This window comes from Oceanobacillus halophilus, from assembly GCF_003628505.1.
Classification (GTDB): Bacteria; Bacillota; Bacilli; order Bacillales; family Amphibacillaceae; genus Oceanobacillus; species Oceanobacillus halophilus.
This window is the reverse complement of record NZ_RBZP01000014.1, coordinates 34,896-51,742: the sequence shown is the minus strand read 5'-3', so window position 1 is coordinate 51,742 and position 16,847 is coordinate 34,896. Positions and strand designations below refer to the sequence as shown.

Annotated in this window: 19 protein-coding genes; 8 read left to right on the top strand and 11 right to left on the bottom strand. The window is 34.8% G+C overall.

Annotated features, from left to right (window positions below; translation table 11 throughout):
• Nucleotides 1–6: 6 nt before the first annotated feature.
• Both liaF and D8M06_RS14530 read right to left on the bottom strand, forming a co-directional pair.
• A complete protein-coding gene (gene liaF, locus D8M06_RS14535) occupies nt 7–759 on the bottom strand; it encodes a cell wall-active antibiotics response protein LiaF (RefSeq protein ID WP_121205166.1) in 753 nt (250 codons plus the stop codon).
• Nucleotides 760–1,613: 854 nt separating this feature from the next.
• Nucleotides 1,614–2,276, bottom strand: a complete 663-nt coding sequence (locus tag D8M06_RS14530; RefSeq protein WP_241558960.1) for a phosphatase PAP2 family protein — start codon at nt 2,274–2,276, stop codon at nt 1,614–1,616.
• Nucleotides 2,277–2,384: 108 nt separating this feature from the next.
• Here D8M06_RS14530 and D8M06_RS14525 point away from each other — a divergent pair, with 108 nt between their 5' ends.
• Nucleotides 2,385–2,819, top strand: a complete 435-nt coding sequence (locus D8M06_RS14525) for a ferritin-like domain-containing protein (RefSeq protein WP_121205165.1) — start codon at nt 2,385–2,387, stop codon at nt 2,817–2,819.
• Nucleotides 2,820–2,934: 115 nt separating this feature from the next.
• Here the strand turns inward: D8M06_RS14525 and D8M06_RS14520 are convergent, their stop codons facing one another.
• From D8M06_RS14520 to D8M06_RS20295, 3 genes are all read right to left on the bottom strand, one after another.
• On the bottom strand, nt 2,935–4,149 hold the full coding sequence (locus D8M06_RS14520; protein WP_121205162.1) for an ABC transporter permease: 1,215 nt from the start codon (nt 4,147–4,149) through the stop codon (nt 2,935–2,937).
• Nucleotides 4,142–4,885 carry an ABC transporter ATP-binding protein gene (locus tag D8M06_RS14515; RefSeq protein WP_121205160.1) on the bottom strand — a complete coding sequence of 248 codons (744 nt, stop codon included), beginning with the start codon at nt 4,883–4,885 and terminating at the stop codon, nt 4,142–4,144. Before D8M06_RS14515 ends, D8M06_RS14520 begins: the two co-directional genes overlap by 8 nt.
• 407 nt (nt 4,886–5,292) lie before the next feature.
• Nucleotides 5,293–5,427, bottom strand: coding sequence for a hypothetical protein (locus D8M06_RS20295; RefSeq protein WP_277749488.1), 135 nt, complete (start codon nt 5,425–5,427; stop codon nt 5,293–5,295).
• A gap of 64 nt (nt 5,428–5,491) precedes the next feature.
• On the opposite strand from D8M06_RS20295, the gene D8M06_RS14510 reads away from it, so the two are divergent.
• From D8M06_RS14510 to D8M06_RS14500, 3 genes are all read left to right on the top strand, one after another.
• Nucleotides 5,492–5,923, top strand: a complete 432-nt coding sequence (locus D8M06_RS14510) for an HIT family protein (RefSeq protein ID WP_121205157.1) — start codon at nt 5,492–5,494, stop codon at nt 5,921–5,923.
• A gap of 140 nt (nt 5,924–6,063) precedes the next feature.
• Nucleotides 6,064–6,591, top strand: coding sequence for a tryptophan transporter (locus tag D8M06_RS14505; protein ID WP_121205155.1), 528 nt, complete (start codon nt 6,064–6,066; stop codon nt 6,589–6,591).
• A gap of 135 nt (nt 6,592–6,726) precedes the next feature.
• Complete coding sequence (locus D8M06_RS14500; RefSeq protein ID WP_121205152.1) at nt 6,727–7,089, top strand: YtxH domain-containing protein; 363 nt, start codon at nt 6,727–6,729, stop codon at nt 7,087–7,089.
• Nucleotides 7,090–7,551: 462 nt separating this feature from the next.
• On the opposite strand, the gene D8M06_RS14495 is transcribed toward D8M06_RS14500, so the two are convergent.
• From D8M06_RS14495 to D8M06_RS14485, 3 genes are all read right to left on the bottom strand, one after another.
• Nucleotides 7,552–8,469 (bottom strand): glycine betaine ABC transporter substrate-binding protein, encoded by a 918-nt coding sequence (locus D8M06_RS14495; RefSeq protein WP_121205150.1) that lies wholly within the window; start codon nt 8,467–8,469, stop codon nt 7,552–7,554.
• Nucleotides 8,470–8,576: 107 nt separating this feature from the next.
• Nucleotides 8,577–9,434: an ABC transporter permease gene (locus tag D8M06_RS14490; RefSeq protein ID WP_121205148.1), complete on the bottom strand. Its 858-nt coding sequence runs from the start codon at nt 9,432–9,434 to the stop codon at nt 8,577–8,579.
• The gene (locus D8M06_RS14485; RefSeq protein WP_121205145.1) at nt 9,427–10,623 is read right to left on the bottom strand and encodes a quaternary amine ABC transporter ATP-binding protein; all 1,197 of its coding nucleotides are present in this window, start codon (nt 10,621–10,623) and stop codon (nt 9,427–9,429) included. Before D8M06_RS14485 ends, D8M06_RS14490 begins: the two co-directional genes overlap by 8 nt.
• Before the next feature lie 314 nt (nt 10,624–10,937).
• Between D8M06_RS14485 and D8M06_RS14480 the strand changes: the two genes are divergently transcribed.
• Nucleotides 10,938–11,423, top strand: coding sequence for a GbsR/MarR family transcriptional regulator (locus D8M06_RS14480; RefSeq protein ID WP_121205143.1), 486 nt, complete (start codon nt 10,938–10,940; stop codon nt 11,421–11,423).
• 2 nt (nt 11,424–11,425) lie between these two features.
• Here the strand turns inward: D8M06_RS14480 and D8M06_RS14475 are convergent, their stop codons facing one another.
• Nucleotides 11,426–11,779 carry a DUF1878 family protein gene (locus D8M06_RS14475; RefSeq protein ID WP_121205141.1) on the bottom strand — a complete coding sequence of 118 codons (354 nt, stop codon included), beginning with the start codon at nt 11,777–11,779 and terminating at the stop codon, nt 11,426–11,428.
• A gap of 232 nt (nt 11,780–12,011) precedes the next feature.
• Here D8M06_RS14475 and D8M06_RS14470 point away from each other — a divergent pair, with 232 nt between their 5' ends.
• Together D8M06_RS14470 and D8M06_RS14465 are read left to right on the top strand one after the other, a co-directional pair.
• On the top strand, nt 12,012–12,554 hold the full coding sequence (locus D8M06_RS14470; protein WP_121205139.1) for a DUF3267 domain-containing protein: 543 nt from the start codon (nt 12,012–12,014) through the stop codon (nt 12,552–12,554).
• A 330-nt stretch (nt 12,555–12,884) separates the two neighbouring features.
• A complete protein-coding gene (locus D8M06_RS14465; protein WP_121205137.1) occupies nt 12,885–13,772 on the top strand; it encodes a peptidylprolyl isomerase in 888 nt (295 codons plus the stop codon).
• A 52-nt stretch (nt 13,773–13,824) separates the two neighbouring features.
• On the opposite strand, the gene D8M06_RS14460 is transcribed toward D8M06_RS14465, so the two are convergent.
• Nucleotides 13,825–14,022 (bottom strand): sporulation YhaL family protein, encoded by a 198-nt coding sequence (locus D8M06_RS14460; RefSeq protein WP_277749487.1) that lies wholly within the window; start codon nt 14,020–14,022, stop codon nt 13,825–13,827.
• Between the two features lie 854 nt (nt 14,023–14,876).
• Between D8M06_RS14460 and D8M06_RS14455 the strand changes: the two genes are divergently transcribed.
• A complete protein-coding gene (locus tag D8M06_RS14455) occupies nt 14,877–16,100 on the top strand; it encodes an HD domain-containing protein (RefSeq protein WP_338322981.1) in 1,224 nt (407 codons plus the stop codon).
• A 154-nt stretch (nt 16,101–16,254) separates the two neighbouring features.
• Here D8M06_RS14455 and D8M06_RS14450 read toward each other — a convergent pair whose 3' ends face one another.
• A complete protein-coding gene (locus D8M06_RS14450; protein ID WP_121205132.1) occupies nt 16,255–16,803 on the bottom strand; it encodes a GbsR/MarR family transcriptional regulator in 549 nt (182 codons plus the stop codon).
• Between the last annotated feature and the right edge of the window lie 44 nt (nt 16,804–16,847).

The following is a 16,847-nucleotide window of genomic DNA, read 5'->3' as shown; positions in this document are numbered from 1 at the left end:
TCCCCCTTACACCTGATCAACTCGAATGGATCCAGCTTTTAAATGAATCTTAAAATCTATCTTCCGCTCAACATCATCATAATCATCCGTTTCATATATTAGAGTTCTATTAATACCATCTGCTGTCTGTCCTAACACCTCAATATCCCCCGCATTTACAGATGCCTCCACCCGAAATGCAACATTTTCAGGCATAATGATATTTACATCTCCGGCAAAGCTATTCACCGTAATAGGTATGTTCTTTTCCGGTATAAAAGCCTTTGTAAAATCAAAATAGAAATCACCTGCAAGGGTTCGCAAACTCATTGGCTGGACTTTCCAATTTTCTTTATTATATTCATGACTTCCCACTGTAAAAACGGAGTTACCATATTTCTTTTCCTTCGTTTTTCCTGAACGCTTTCCTTTATGTTCAATGACAATGTGTGATTTTCCAGATATCAGCATAACCCCAATATAAACAATTAATAATGGCCATAGTTTAAAAACATCCCAAAACGTGAAGTAAATGATATGGAACCAATCTAGAAGTAGCAGAGAGCCAAATATCAAAAAGAACGAACCAAAAACCCAACTCCCACCTTTTTTCATTAAAAAATCAACTAGCCATTTCAATCCAATAACAACGAAAAATATCGAGTAGATAAGCTTCCAAGTATTTCCAAGATTAAATTGTACTGCCCCAACATTAGCCAAAACTAACAAGATTCCAATAATTATGAATAATACGGCTATAAAATAACGAAAAATTTTCAAACATAAGTCACCCTTTCATCGGAGCAAATATTATAATGCTCTTTTCTTAAGTTCTGTGCATTTTATATAGACTGTTGATAACTTTAATTCAGAATAGTGTAGCTCTCGCTCACACTTATGTTTGATATGTGCGATCATTCGCTCCGGCAGAATACTTCGCTTTCCGCGGGCACGGCCTCAGCCTCCTCGGAAGAAAACCACTTCCTGCGGGGTCTTCGGACACGTGCTATTCCCACAGGAGTCTCCGTATTCTTCCTCCACTTAAATAGGCGCTCAAGATTACTTTGAGCTAATATATCTAGGAATTACGTTTTAAGACCGTTATAATTTTAAAACATCATATTTCTTGTTTATACAAGTAGAGCAGACGCATAGCGGAGGAAATACACGGAGACACCTTGAAAAAACCTTGAAAAAAGAAGACCACTTTTTTCTGCGTGCGATGTTTCGCTGCCGAAGCGTTCCTTGTCCTGCGGGAAGAAGAGCATCGGTGAGACTACGTAGTGAGGGAACTGCTTGAATATACTTCCTAGTTCCCTTGCGCCGAGAAAGCCCGCTTCGAAGCATTACTGGAAGACGCAGGCGCACACGCTTTTCAGCACGAAGGAGGCTCACCAGCTCCCCGCGGAAAGCGGAGTGTATTTCCGTAGCGGTGTTAACGAATCGCCCCATTAGTTATTTATACTGAATTAAATATATCAGGAATTTCTTTCAACTCCAACTTAGTTAAAAGCAACGAAATTTTGAATAACTAGGTTTGGTATTTTCACAAAAGAATAATTCGAACTCCCATGGGGAAGTTTAAATTTTTCTTTTGTAATTCTATTTTACTTGGTATAACTTTGATTAGATACCTACTGCAGATGGCTCTTCCCTCGGACTTGAGGCGGAGATTGTTTTGCTTGTGAAATTTCAAACAGGAAAAGAAAAGAAACCATACAAATTAGTCCTATTACATAGCCTGCCAATACATCCGTTAAGTAATGGACATTGATCATATATCTGCTAATTCCTATGAGAAAAATGATAGAGAAAAGCGTAATTTGAATACCAGTAACCTTACTTTTGGATTTTATCTTTTTCGTTAAAAAGTAAGCTAACAAGCCGTAACAAACGGTAGAAATCATGGCATGTCCAGATGGGAAACTATTTCCGATTGCGTTTGCTTCTTCTAGAATACTTGGCCGCTCGCGTTGTATAAGGTTTTTCATCCAGCCATTTAATTTATATGTAATATATGTTCCACCCGAAAAAATAATGGCAGGGAGCCACTTTCTGTAGATTATTCTTATGATAATCGTCAGTAGCAGTACAAACGGTAGTAAAAATTCTCTAGAACCTAAATTTGTTATGGTAAAGAAGATTTCGTATACAGTTGTATTTTCAACTCTAATCACTAATTCGCGTGTCCATTGATCCATATAGGGCATGTATCCATTAGTAATTTGAACAGTCCATATTATCGTAGGGAGAAAAGCGATAATAAGCATAAATGTAATCAATTTTTGAATTCGCAACTTTTTGTGACTCCTATTAGATTAATGTTTGAAATTACTGAGAAATGGTATAGTGGTAGTATAGCAAAATTTTCACAAAAAATAGTGTTTAAAGGGAGGAATATGTAAATGAATCAAGAGTTACAACAATTAATAGAAGGATTAAATGAAGATTTATCTAACGAATATGGCGCTGCTATTCAATATACCTATAGTGCGTCAGTTGTATCTGGGTTATACCGGTCTGCTCTCAAACCTTTTTTTGAAGCAGAAGTAGCAGAAGAAATGCAACATGCATTGTACCTTTCCGAAAAGATAAAATCACTTGGTGGCACTCCTACAACGAAGGCAGCCGAAATCCCACAACCAACTGATGTAAAAGATTTGCTTGAAGCTACTTTACAATCTGAAACCGATACAATCGAACGGTACGAAAAGAGAAAAAAACAAGCAGAAAATCTAGGTTTAACAGAATTAGTTGTTAAACTAGAAGATTTAATCACTGATGAGACAAACCATAAAGAAGAAATTGAACGATTATTGGAAGACCCAAGACTTGGTTAATGAATATATATATTTTTTGGATGGTTAAGCGCCATCCTTTTTATTGCGCATTTAATATGTCACAATGGCTAGAAAACAACGTTCTGTAAAATCAAAGAGAGGGAATGCCCCTCTCTTAAGCCAATTTTGCTTTCACATAACCATTAATAAACGCAACTGTGAATAATACTCCCCCGCCTAAGGCTAGAAGAAAACCCAAATAATCTTGTGTTACGATAAATAAAATAGCAAATATTACAGTTTGGATTAAACTAAGCTGATATAAAATTTTGATTATCGATTGTTTTTTATCGTTTGATTCAACAGGGTATAAATCCAACCACATAATAGTACGGTGGTGATGAAACAACGTCATCATTTGAAAAGTACTTAAGTAGATGAATAATATACTAAATATTACCTTAATCCACATATTAGGTATTAAATAGATAAATATTCCACCAATAACCAGTAAACGTAAATACATACCTATATAATCGCCACTTCTCACAAACGTAATTCGAAATAAATAATCGAAAGTGTTTCGATTTTCAAAAGGTATACCTTTTGTAACCAAACGGACCAGCCACTGGCGTTTTCTCACTCGCGCTTTTAAATGTGGTACATCAGCAAACATATTGGCAAATCGATAAAATGCTTGCATGCGATGCTGGTCTTTTTCTATTAATAATTCCCAATTCACACCTGTCTGCTTTTTTGATACGGTATAGTCATACAAGAATAACAGCACAAAAATAATTGTTGTTATTCCTGCAAAGAGTGCATCTCCTCGAACGATAAAATAAAATATAGCAATATTAACGAATGTCCGGACAAGAGTATCTACATTTCGAATGTTTTTATCCCTTACTTTTAGCATCCACCAATTTGCTAATAAGTTTCCAACTTTTATAATTAGCAATACAAGAATGGATAATAGATAAATATTCCCTGGTCTATCTTCATATGCAGCAAAATATAGGGGGCCCAATGCAGCTGCCAATAAAAAAATTAAATATAGCTGGATTACAAAGCTATAAATAATGGTATTTCGAAAATAGTACCCCATCCGGTCTTCTGCAACAATAATAAATACTAAGTCCGGTTCCTTTAATAAAGTACGAACAGGACTGTAACTTGCAATCAACCCAAATATTCCCCCAATAATTAACGCAGTAGGAAAATTTTCCGGAAGTTGTGTTAGCCATTGCTGGTAATATACAGCCATCGTAGATAACAAAAAGAATATAACAATAAGCATGTGTCCATTTAAAATATATCGTAAATAACGCCCTAATTCTTTCATATGGGCAGACAAACGAGATTTATAAAAGGCATGGGAATCAAACATGGCTATCTTCCTTTGTTAACTGTACATATAAATCATCTAGTGTTGCTCGCGGCATACTGAAACTTTCACGCAATTCCTCAAGAGTACCCAATGCACGAATTTTTCCATCATGTAGAATAACAAAACGATCACAATAACGTTCAGCTGTTGCTAAAATATGTGTAGACATTAAAACACCTGAACCATTATTCTTCATCTTATTCATTAATTGTAAATATGACTGAATCCCTAAAGGGTCCAACCCCACAAAAGGCTCGTCCACTATATATAAAGGTGGCTCAATTAAAAATGCACACATAATCATAACCTTCTGTCGCATTCCTTTTGAAAAATGAACCGGAAACCAATTTAACTTTTTTTCCATACGAAATTCTTTTAATAGTGGCTCTAATCGCTTCTCGAATATTTCTTTTTCAATGCCATACGCTGTTGCAGTCAAATGGAGATGTTCATGTAACGTTAATTCATCATATAAAATGGGCATCTCTGGGATATATGCCATCTGATTTCTGTAAGTTGTAGGATTTTCCTTAAAGCTTTTTCCATTTACAGAGATTGTTCCTTTTTTCGCTTGCATCAGACCAATTACATGTTTAATGGTGGTACTTTTTCCCGCTCCATTTAAACCAATTAATCCAACAATTTCTTTTGGCTTTACATCAAATGAAATACCATGCAAAACATTTTTATGTGTATATCCACCATAAAGGTTATCTATATGCAGCAATGAATCCAAATTAGTTCCTCCTCTACACTACTTTCGATTTTATCATTTTTGCAAATCTTTTCCAAAACATACTGCGAGTAAAATTTCGACAAGATTTGTACCAAAAAAATTTTTTATCTTTTTTTGTATATTATATGCGAAACCAGTACAAAATAGGTACTGAAGAAACGGGATGCAGCAAACACTTACAATCGTGTGAATCACAAATGAGGTGTTAGTGATCGAGTTACTAATGTAATTTCGTGTTATTCCAACACAAATGAGGTGTTAGTGAACGATAAACTATACTGAATTTCGTGACCAATAACCACACAAATGAGGTGTTAGTGTTGGCGTTCTAACTAATGAACAGAAAACCCTTTTGCCAGACCCCATCTCATTAATGAGATGCTGACAAAAAGGTTTTGTAAACAAGGTTAAATTCGATTTAACTGCAAGTTTACAGGTCCCCACTCATTAGGTTTACCATCCCGTTTCTTCATAAAGAATAGGTCTAGTTCGTCTAAAAAGCGGACTAGGCCTATTTCTTTTGGTAATTTTAGCCTAATCACTTTACTTTGTCCCCATTTCCTAGATAAAATATAGAATAATCAAACTTAAGGAGTGTGTTATTAAGTGAGTCACGAGGATTGCATTTTCTGTAAAATAATTGATGGGGATATCCCATCAGCAAAAGTATACGAAGACGATCATGTTTATGCCTTTTTAGACATTTCACAAGTCACCAAAGGTCATACGCTAGTCATTCCAAAAAAACATACAAAGAATATCTTTGAAACACCACCTGAAGTTGCAAAAGAATTATTTGAACGTGTTCCTATAATTGCAAATGCGATTAAAGACACTTATAAGCCACTTGGGATGAATTTACTAAATAATAACGGAGAAGATGCTGAACAATCTGTCTTTCACTTACATATTCATTTGATTCCTCGATATGGTGATGGAGATGGATATTCTCCTAATTGGACCGTCCATACAGACGATTATACTAGCGAGAAATTACAACAAATTGCAGCAGAAATTAATCAAAATATTAATAAATAATCAGAAAAAAAGGAAATTTAAAATTAGTACTTTTTATTTAGTCAAATCTTTGGTATAATAACAATACATTCCGCAACTGACAATGAGTGTACAGTTGGGAAGAGAGTAGAAGAGAAAAGCATAGACGAGGAGAGGAAAAAATGAATATTCGCGTATTAATCACGTTATCACTACTAGTAGGGATTGGAACTGTGTTACATGCTGTAGTTCCAGGTTTCGTATTTGGTGTCAAACCTGATATGCTGTTATCCATGATGTTTTTAGGAATTTTCTTATTTCCAAAAGCAAAATATGTTTTATTACTTGCACTTGTATCTGGAATTATATCGGCATTAACCACCCAAGCACCTGGAGGACAAATCGCTAACATGATTGATAAACCAGTCACAGCATTTGTCGTATTAGCATTATTTCTATTGTTACAAAATAAAGTTAAGAGTAACAACATTAATGCACCTTTATTAACCTTTGTTGGAACCTTGATTAGCGGATCTATTTTTGCTACAGTTGTTGCGTTAATTGCAGGCTTAGGAGAAGGTGGATTTATCGCACTATTTGTAGGTGCTATCTTACCTGCTGCGGCGGTAAATACTGTGATTATGGTAGTTGTTTATCCAATCGTACAATCCATTATGAAGAGAACAAAGTTTGCTACGGCATTTAATTAATAAAAGAAAATCCTCTGGCATATTTGTCAGAGGATTTTTTAAAGATTGCAAAATACATATAAAAATTATAGAGGATTGCTAGTAGTATCACAATTAATAATGATATACTATAAGTGAGGAAAGGAGCGTTTTTATATGTCAAGAGCAAAATCACTTATCTTAGGTATTGTTGTTGGTGGGGCAGTAAGTGCTACTGTGGCATTATTAACTACACCTTCGTCCGGAAAAGAGATTCGCAATCGAGTTAAAGACCAAAGTATCGATCTAAAAGAACTACTTTATCATTTAAAAGAAGATGGCTTACGTTTAAAAGATCAAATTACCGAAACTTCTAAAGAAAGTGCCGTATTAATTAAAGACTTAACACAAGATATTAAACAATCAGTAGAAGATTGGAAACATACAATCGAACCTCATCAAGAAAGTATACATGAATATCTAGAACAAATCGAAAGCAGCCTAAAAGATTTAGAAGAAAAAGTTAATACTAGCAAATGAACAAAAAGCTTTCTCAACAGGAGAAAGCTTTTTCTATCGATATATAGCTGTCTTTTCGCTGGTAATATAGCATGCACCTTCTTCATTAATCCCATTAAAATGTTTCTCACTTTACCCAATATTTATGTTCATGTCACTTTACTCAAATATTGGAACATCGCTTAGTCATCGTTGCTTCTTGAGGTATATAACGCATAATATATAGACAGCTAATTTCTTTAATTAAGAATAAGTATCTACTTTAGTGCTTTGTTGATTTCCGCTCCGGGCAGTCGCTTTCCGTAGCGGTGTTAACGAATCGCTCCATTAGTTATTTATTCTTAATTAAATATATTCGGAGTTTCTATCAATTCCCAAACAAAAATTACTGCAATACGCCCAAATTGTGCGATAAATAAACGAACATTAAGAAAGGCTGATACATTTTGCATGTAACAGCCTTTCTTTTATAACTTTAAATTATTATTCTATTCCTTCTGTCCATTCAGCAACTTTATCAGAATTTTCTTCTACCCATGTAGCCGCTGCTTCTGCAGGGTCTGTACCGTTTTGAATAGCTAACATTACTTCTTCCATATCAGCTGTATCCCAGTAGAAGTTATCTAATACTTGGTAAGCCTCAGGAGCATCTTCTTCTAAACCTTCACGAACCATTGTTTTAATTTCTTCAGCTTCTCCATAAGTTCCCTCTGGATCTTCTAAGTATTTAAGATCATATTTTTGGAATTTCCAGTGTGGAGACCAACCAGTTACAATGATTTCTTCTTCATTCTCGTATGCTTGACCTAATGCAGTAGCCATCGCACCACTCGAAGATGTTTCAACTTCCCAATCTGCTAGGTTGTCATAATCTTCTAACGCTTGTTCAGATGCAGCAACGACACCAGCACCTGGTTCAATACCAGTAATTGTTTGACCAGCTTCATCTGTTAAATCAGCAATTGAATCTACATCCATATAAGATGGAACAACCATACCAATTGCAGCGCCTTCTAAGTTAGCACCTAAGTCAACCATTTGATCGCCATATTCAGCATACTGAGCTTCATGCGTACCTGGCATCCATGCAGCTACCATACCATCTGCTTCACCAGTTGCGACAGCTTCCCACATAACTGCATTGTCAAGTGGAGTTAATTCAACATCATACCCTAAATCTTCAAGTACTTTACCCACAACATTTGTAGATGCAACTTCTGTATCCCATTCTACATATGTCAATTCAATTTCTTGACCATCTACGGATGCAGATTCTTCTGTACCCTCTTCTGAACCATTGTCCGTTTCAGGCTCTTCCTCTGCAGCGCCACAGCCTGCAGCAAATAATGATAATGAAAGTCCAGCAGCGATGCCTAGACGTTTCCAATTAAGTTTAGCCATAACTTAAATACTCTCCTTCTTATATATTTTTTCTATTGTCCAGAAAGTCTCATTCTGGACAATAGATATTTATATGGACTTTTCGTATAAAAAAATTACCAAATAAATTAATCTTTCTTCTTATTCATATTTTGTGTAAGACGATCAATAATAATCGCTAAAATAACAATACCAATACCTGCTACAAATCCAGTACCTGCTTCTGCACGTTGTAAGGATGAAAGAACCTCTCTACCAAGACCTTTAGCTCCAATCATAGAAGCAATAACAACCATCGATAGTGCTAACATAACCGTTTGGTTAATACCAGCCATAATAGTAGACTTAGCCATCGGTAATTCCACTTTGAATAGTTTTTGAGAACCTGTACTACCAAACGCATCGGCTGCTTCAACTAACTCTTCAGACACCTGTCTAATACCAAGATTTGTAAAACGAACAGTTGGTGGTGTTGCAAAAATTAATGATGCAAACACACCTGGTACCATCCCAATACCAAAGAATGCTACAGCTGGGATTAAATAGACAAACGCCGGCATTGTTTGCATAAAGTCAAGAATTGGTGTAATAATAGCATTCGCAATTTTACTCTTCGACATTAATATACCAATTGGAACACCAATTAATACGGATAAAATACTAGCTAATAATACTAGCGTTACTGTATTCATTAAATCTTCCCAGTGTCCTTGATTATATATAAACCAAAGACCTACTATAGCAAAGCTTGCTAACCCAAATTTCTTCCCTGAAACAAAGAATGCAATGATTGCGACAACAAGGATAAAGATGACTGATGGAATTGCCATCAGAACATCTTCAGCAACAAATTCCATAAAATTTCCAAAATGCTCATTTATAGGATCAAATAAGAAAGAAAACATATCTGTTATTTTATCTGTTAGCCACTCTGTCCCTTCAGCAACAGGAATTTTTGGTGCAAATTCTAAGATTGAGTTAAGCATCTAAATTCACCTCGCTCTCTCCAGCAAGTGCAGCAATTACAGATCCACGAACAATAATACCTCTTAATTTTCCATCTTCAACAACCGCAACTGGTACTTGTGAATCATGAATAATGGTAAATATCTCATTTAATGCTGTTTCTTTTTCCACTTTTGGCATATCTGTTTTAATAATTTCATTTAATTCTTTAATTTCTTTTTTGCGTGCATCTGAGGCATCATCTGCTGTGACATAGCCTTTTAGATTACGATTGTTATCAACGACATAGATACTAGAAAGTCCTTCCTCACGCATTCTTTCTAAAGCAACACGTGGTCCATGTTTATGAATATTAACCGTTTCAGGACGCTTCATAATATGTTGTGCCGTTAACACTTTCGAGCGATCAACATCTTCCACGAATTTTTCAACATAATCATTTGCTGGATTTACTAAGATTTCCTCTGGTGTACCGATTTGTACAATAGATCCATCTTTCATTAATGCAATGCGATCACCTAGACGTAATGCCTCATCTAAATCATGAGTAATAAATACAATGGTTTTTTTCATCGTTGTTTGTAAATCAATCAATTCATCTTGCATTTCTTTACGAATAAGTGGATCGAGTGCAGAGAAAGCTTCATCCATCAACAAGACTTTTGGATCATTTGCTAAAGCCCTAGCTAATCCAACACGTTGTTGCATCCCGCCAGATAACTGGCCAGGATATTGACTGATATATCCACCTAGGCCAACTAATTCTAGTGCATCTTTTGCCTTTTTTTCTCGTTCATCTTTCGGTACATTTTGTATTTCCAAACCATACTCCGCATTTTCTAATATAGTTCTATGCGGGAACAAGCCAAACTTTTGGAATACCATACTTAATTTTTCTCTTCGAACCTTGCGAAGAGCAGCTTTATCCATTTTAGATAGATCTTCTCCATCTATATAGATACTTCCTGATGTAGGTTCTATCAATCTATTAATAAGTCGAACTAATGTTGACTTCCCACTTCCTGATAACCCCATAATGACAAATGTTTCTCCAGGCTCTACAGAAAAGGAGGCTTGATTAACACCAACCGTACTTCCAGTTTCTTTCAATATGGCTTCCTTAGATTTGCCTTCATCAAGTAGTTTTAAAGCTTGTTTCGTATTTTTTCCAAAAACCTTCGTCAGTTTATCTACTTCTATGATTGGCATATCTTTCACCTCTTCTTTCTATCAATCTATTTACGAACTAGTGTTTATTCAATCTTATGGACTCAAATAATACCCAATCGAAAGTTCTAAACAGCAAATTACTACTTTACAACTATATACCTATTCGTTCATTTTGTACAAACTTTAAATTCCGTTATTTAAGAACATTTTTTACGTACAGTTTGAACTGTATGTAAATTATATAGTTAATCCTTCAAATTCCTTCAAATTCCTTGGGAATTCGACACAAATATAGATTTTTAATTATTTTCGTTTTGTTGTAGGGTAAATGATAGAGGGGAATGGTTAGATTTATGGATTCAGTACAAGATGAAAAAATCACACAACAAATTATGGTTGAATTTTCTAAAACAGTTGAGCTGTTTGGATTAAATCCACTAGAAGCTCGACTTTTTTCCTATTTATATTTGTCTAGAAAAGCGCTTACACTAGATGACATGAGTGAAGCTTTAGGAAAAAGCAAAACTTCTATGAGTACAAACATTCGAAGTCTGCTAGATTTAAATCTAGTCACAAGAGTTTGGAAAAAAGGAGTGCGAAAAGATCTATACGAAGCAAACTCGTCATTATTTAAATCATTTATGAGTTTTTACATCAATAAATGGATGGATGCAGCAAATCACCAGAAAGAAGCACTAGAAGAAATAGAGAAGTTAATTGATAAAGATGCAAAGGAAACTGATCCTTCAACAGATACAGTGGACGTAACGCATCGATTGAAGGAGATTATTGAATTTCATAATCAATTGGTGACATTGTTTAAAAAAATCGAAGAGTAAATTTACTTACCTCGATATTTTGATTCTGCAGCAATAATTTTTGTAAACTCATCCATTAAAGAAGGATAATATCCTTCTTTTTTTAGTGCGAAAATTGTCTCATTCGGATCCAATTTTTCATTTAACATACCAGCAAATCGAACTAATAGTGAAGTGAAATCAATGAGGCCTTCTTCTTTCTGTTGTTGAAAGGTATCTTCTAGTTGAGTGAGCAATTGAAATAAATCCTCATATTCATTCTCAGAGATATTATTTATAATCATTAATTTAATAAATGGATATTGATCTATATCAATAATTTTAGAAAGTAATTGTATATGGAATGAAGAAGTATTACAATTCCTGATATCCTTCAACTCTAAAAACCTCCGTTTGTAATCATTAACCTTTTAGTAAGAACTCAAAAACTTTTTTATGATTAACACACATATTTTACCTTTAAGTCTACTCCACTCTCATGTAAAATCATACACTAAAAATATGTTAGAAAAAAACTCAAAAAAACTATTGATTTTTTATATAAATCGTACTATGATTCTTGAAGTGCTCTTGATGCATGTAAAATTTAAAGCATGGGAGTGATTCAACATGAATTGCTGGAAATCCATTAAACTAAAAAAAGAATTTGGACATAATCGAACTCTACTAATCTCGACATTACTAGGCCTGTTAATATTTATCGTTCTTTATGTACCCTTTTCTATCTATCATGGTACAAATCGTTCCCATGATTCAGGTATGATAGTATTTATTATTGCTATGTCCTTCTTACCGACTTTACATTCGTTTGTGCATATTCTTCCATTAATTATGATGAAAAAACGAGTGAAAATTGCTTATAAATTAAAAATGAAAATTTTTCCTATTTTTACCTATTATACAAAAACTCACGTAACAAAAAAAGTTTCTTTAATCGTACTAATTGCACCAACTGTTATGATTACTTTACCAGGAATTATTTCAACCTATTTGTTTGGTGAATGGTATCTATATTTGTTGTTATTCACTTGTACTCACATAGGTGTCACGTTTATTGATTTTTGGTATATGAGCCAAATCATTAAAGCTCCAAAAAAAGCATTTATACAAAATGATAATGATGGATATGATATATTAGTGAAAGCCCATTAAGACGCTGAAAATTGCTTCAGTGTCTTTTTATATTGGTCATTTATTGTTTCGCCGGTCGCGTACAAAAAGCGAAATGTATTTTCCACAGCAGTAGATATTGCACATATTTTTCACCTCTCAGAGAAGGAAGTTTACGTTTACATTTTATAATGACTTCGACTACCACATAGGAACATTACGATAATAAAATGCTTTGCCTTTGTCATAATTTGTGGCACTTTATAGGTATTTTCTAGGGAAATTAGTTGGTACTATTATTTTTATAACAAAATATGTTATATTTATCTTTGTATAAAATAAGTTGGAAGTATAAAGATTAGGAGTGTTCAAATGAAGAAATTAGCTGTTGCTTTAGCCTTATCTGCTAGCGTTCTAACATTAACTGCCTGTAATTCAGATTCAGGAGAGGTAGTTGTCGAATCAAATGCTGGCGACATCACTAAAGAAGAATTTTATGAGGAGCTGAAGGACCGTTACGGTGACGCTGTCTTGCAAGAGATGGTGACTGTAAAGGTATTAGAAGATAAATATGAAATCAGTGATGAAAAGGTAGATGAACAAATTCAATCCTTAAAAGATGCTTATGGGGATTCTTATGAAATGGTTGTAACTCAAAACTTTGGCGGAGAAGATATGCTTCGTAACCAAATCCATCTATCTCTATTACAAGAGCAAGCAGCTTCTGAGGATATAGAGATTACAGATGAAGAAATACAGAATAGATATGACCGCATGCAGACTGAAATCGATGCACAGCACATTTTAGTTGCTGATGAAGATACAGCAAACGAAGTAAAGAAAAAACTTGATGATGGTGAAGACTTTGCTGAACTTGCTGAAGAATATTCAACGGACGGATCAGCTCAAGAAGGTGGTAACTTAGGTTACTTCTCTGCTGGACAAATGGTTCCAGAATTCGAAGATGCTGCCTATAGCATGGAAAGTGGAGAAATTAGTGACCCTGTTCAATCAGAGTTTGGTTATCATATCATTAAAGTAAATGATAAACGTGAAGTGGAAGAAGAAATTGGAGAATTTGAAGACATGAAAGATGACTTACGCAGTCAGTTGATTTATGAAAAAGTCGACCAATCTGTACTTCAACAAAAGATAAGTGATTTAGTACAGGGTGCAGACGTGGATGTAAAAATTGATGAGTATGAAGACTTATTTAACCAAAATGCCGAAGAATCTAGCCCAGATGCAGCGCAAGGTTAATTGGTTAAGAGGCTGTCCATATAGTGGACAGCCTCTTTTTAATTTAAGTTCTTTATGAAATTTGCTGCCTTCTTTTCTCCCTTTCTTCCCTCTCCTTTTTCATACGTTCCATATAAATTTTCCCTTCCTTTTCTGCATACTGCTGTTCTAACTTTCTTTCAGCAACCATTGCCTTAAATGACATGTATCCACTGAAAAAAATTAACACAATTAATGTAAAAACCCACCAAGGCACACCTGCAATAAGCATCACATAACCTCCCTTGTCCACTTTTCTCTATCCAAATATATATGAACCAATAACAAAAAATATAACTATATCACAAGAACATCCTTCATGACTCAAAAAAGGCTATCTAAAAAACTATTAATTAAGTTACAATAGAAATAAGTTTTGATTACTTTCTCAAAGAATTCATGCTTTTTGGATAGTAGTATTATTTAAGATTTTTTATAGATTGTTGATACCTTTAATTCAGAATAGTGCTTATTATCCGCTACGGAAATACACTGCGCTTTCCGCGGGGAGCTGGTGAGCCTCCTTCGTGCTAACGCACAAAGCAGTCTCACCGATGCTCTTCTTCCCGCAGGACAAGGAACGCTTCGGCAGGGTTTCATCGCACGCAGAAAAAAGTGGTTTTCTTTTTTCAAGGAGTCTCCGTGTATTTCCTCCGCTAAGTTCCTGCCCTACTTGATTTTAAGTAAATAAATTTATTTTATACGAGGAACAACTATCCCAAACGTGACATTATGGACTTTAGCTATAAAAATATCTAGGCCATCTAACATAGCGGAGGCAGAATGCGGAGACTCCTCGAAAATGAAAGACCACATTTTCTTCGTGCGATGCTTCGCTGACGTAGCCTTCCTTGTCCTGCGGGAAAAGCACGTGTCCGAAGACCCCGCAGGAAGTGGGTTTCTTCCGAGGAGGCTGAGGCCGTGCCCGCGGAAAGCGAAGTATTCTGCCGGAGCGAATGACAGCAGAAAACATTCATAAGTGTAAGCGAGAGCTAACTATTCTGAATTAAATAAATCAGGAGTTTCTATCAACTATAGAAACCACAATAAACAAACGTTAAGTTTTTAACATGGAGTGATAATATGATGGATGGACAATTGTATTTTTATAACAACGTACCTATACAAGTAAATTTAACAGAAGAGCAGAAAGTGGAAATACTTGAGCAGTTCCCAGTTCCACAATTGCCAAACGGAAATGAACAATTCAATATCGATCAGGAAGTACAAGGTAATCCAATTCACGCACGATTGCTGGTAAATGAATATACCGTTCAACTAACAAGAACGAATAAACAGTTTCTTAAAATAAGATTTAGTAATAACTTAGGCACTTTGAATGCAAAAATGTGGGATAATCAAGGTGCTGTTGACCGTACTCTTCCTCTTTTGGAATCTAACTCTGTTTTTGATGTAATTGGTAAAGTTGACGAATTCAACGGGTTTAAATCTATAACTATTGAACAAATAACACCATGTCAAGAAGATATCAATCCTTTCTCTTTGTTGCCGTACACAAAACAAAATTTGGAAGAATTTACTATAGAACTTTTCTCTTATATTCGTGAGTTACAATCCCCATATCAAGAGATTGCCTACAGTGCCATGAAACGTTTCTGGAATCAGTTTCGCATTAGACCAGCTGCGAAAGGATACCACCATAACTACCTAGGTGGGTTACTGAAGCACACAGTGGGGCTAATGCGATTTGTAAGATATATATTAAAATATGAAGATAATCACTATAAAGCTACAATGAAATTAATTAACATCGTAGAAAAAGCACATAAAAATGAGCTTTGGTCCCAAATTCAAGGTGACAAAGATAAACCGTTAATATGGAAAGATACCATAGACCATTTATATAAAATGTTCTATGGGATGATGCAATACGAAGAAAACCAACCTAACTATGATTTATTAATGACAAGTATTTTGTTTCATGATATCGGTAAATTACTAGAATATGACCATGCTGGAAAAACATTTGAAGAATTTGACTTTCTATATCCTACAGCTATAAAAGAAAATTTCTCCAACAGAAAACAGGCTGGTATAACAATGGATGACTTAGGCGTCATGATTGGGCATATTCCATACGGGGTTCTTATACTCACAAAAATCATAGAAATAGAAAATATTCAATTATCGTTAGAGAAAATTCATCAAATGTCCCATTGTATCCTTTGTCATCACGGACTTCCAGAATGGGGTTCAGCCGTTAAATATCCACAAACAATTGAAGGTTTTCTTATTCATATAGTAGATTATCTCGATAGTAGATACGAAAACACAGAAGGAATAAAGTAAATGCTATCTTCATATTACCACCATGAGGATACACTACACTTTTCAAGGTAACTGCTGAATCAACGTGGATTAAGCACTCTTTAGCAAAGTTTTATTTCCTATACAACAAAAAAAACAGCATCATGCCACATAGATGCAGCAAGATGCTGTTTTGTTATTTATTCTTTGGAATGTAATTAAATATCTCACCTGACTCCACTACCTTAATGAACTGCATGAGCCACTGATAATATTTTTTAGCATATTCTAACTTTTCCAGATCATTATTCAATCTTTCTTTTAACTCTTTATCCTCTGTTTCACTAATCATTTCTTGTAAAATTTCAATTGTCTCTTCGGTTTCTTCTATATTGGTCTCCGTTTGCTTCCGCCAACGTATACCAAATAGTGATGTAAATGATTTATACCAATCTTCTTCAGATTGATAAAGATCTTTTCGCGTTCCTTTTCGAAATGTGGACTCCACCATTCTCATATCTGCTAATGTCCGTACACCCGTAGACATGCTTGTTTTACTCATTGATAAAGCGTCACGCATATCGTCTAGTGTCATCGGTTCATCATTAAAATATAAAACACCATACAATCTTCCTATTGAAGGTGTAATCCCATAAAGATTCATGTTTTTACCAATAACTTGAATAAATTTTTCAATTGTTTCTTCATGTTTTTTCCAGTTCTTTTCATCTCTATCTTCTTGCAATGGAAGTCCCTCCACCTACAGTAATCTGAAATTAGTGTACCATT

Bases quoted from the DNA above. Each gene is read 5' to 3' on its own strand.
- D8M06_RS14455 (WP_338322981.1), top strand. From the start codon at position 14,877: ATGGATGGACAATTGTATTTTTATAACAACGTACCTATACAAGTAAAT.
- D8M06_RS14480 (WP_121205143.1), top strand. From the start codon at position 10,938: ATGGATTCAGTACAAGATGAAAAAATCACACAACAAATTATGGTTGAA.
- D8M06_RS14470 (WP_121205139.1), top strand. From the start codon at position 12,012: ATGAATTGCTGGAAATCCATTAAACTAAAAAAAGAATTTGGACATAAT.
- D8M06_RS14465 (WP_121205137.1), top strand. From the start codon at position 12,885: ATGAAGAAATTAGCTGTTGCTTTAGCCTTATCTGCTAGCGTTCTAACA.
- D8M06_RS14485 (WP_121205145.1), bottom strand. From the start codon at position 10,623: ATGCCAATCATAGAAGTAGATAAACTGACGAAGGTTTTTGGAAAAAAT.
- D8M06_RS14490 (WP_121205148.1), bottom strand. From the start codon at position 9,434: ATGCTTAACTCAATCTTAGAATTTGCACCAAAAATTCCTGTTGCTGAA.
- D8M06_RS14460 (WP_277749487.1), bottom strand. From the start codon at position 14,022: ATGCTTATTGCAGGTGTGCCTTGGTGGGTTTTTACATTAATTGTGTTA.
- D8M06_RS14495 (WP_121205150.1), bottom strand. From the start codon at position 8,469: ATGGCTAAACTTAATTGGAAACGTCTAGGCATCGCTGCTGGACTTTCA.
- D8M06_RS14505 (WP_121205155.1), top strand. From the start codon at position 6,064: ATGAATATTCGCGTATTAATCACGTTATCACTACTAGTAGGGATTGGA.
- D8M06_RS14500 (WP_121205152.1), top strand. From the start codon at position 6,727: ATGTCAAGAGCAAAATCACTTATCTTAGGTATTGTTGTTGGTGGGGCA.
- D8M06_RS14525 (WP_121205165.1), top strand. From the start codon at position 2,385: ATGAATCAAGAGTTACAACAATTAATAGAAGGATTAAATGAAGATTTA.
- D8M06_RS14520 (WP_121205162.1), bottom strand. From the start codon at position 4,149: ATGTTTGATTCCCATGCCTTTTATAAATCTCGTTTGTCTGCCCATATG.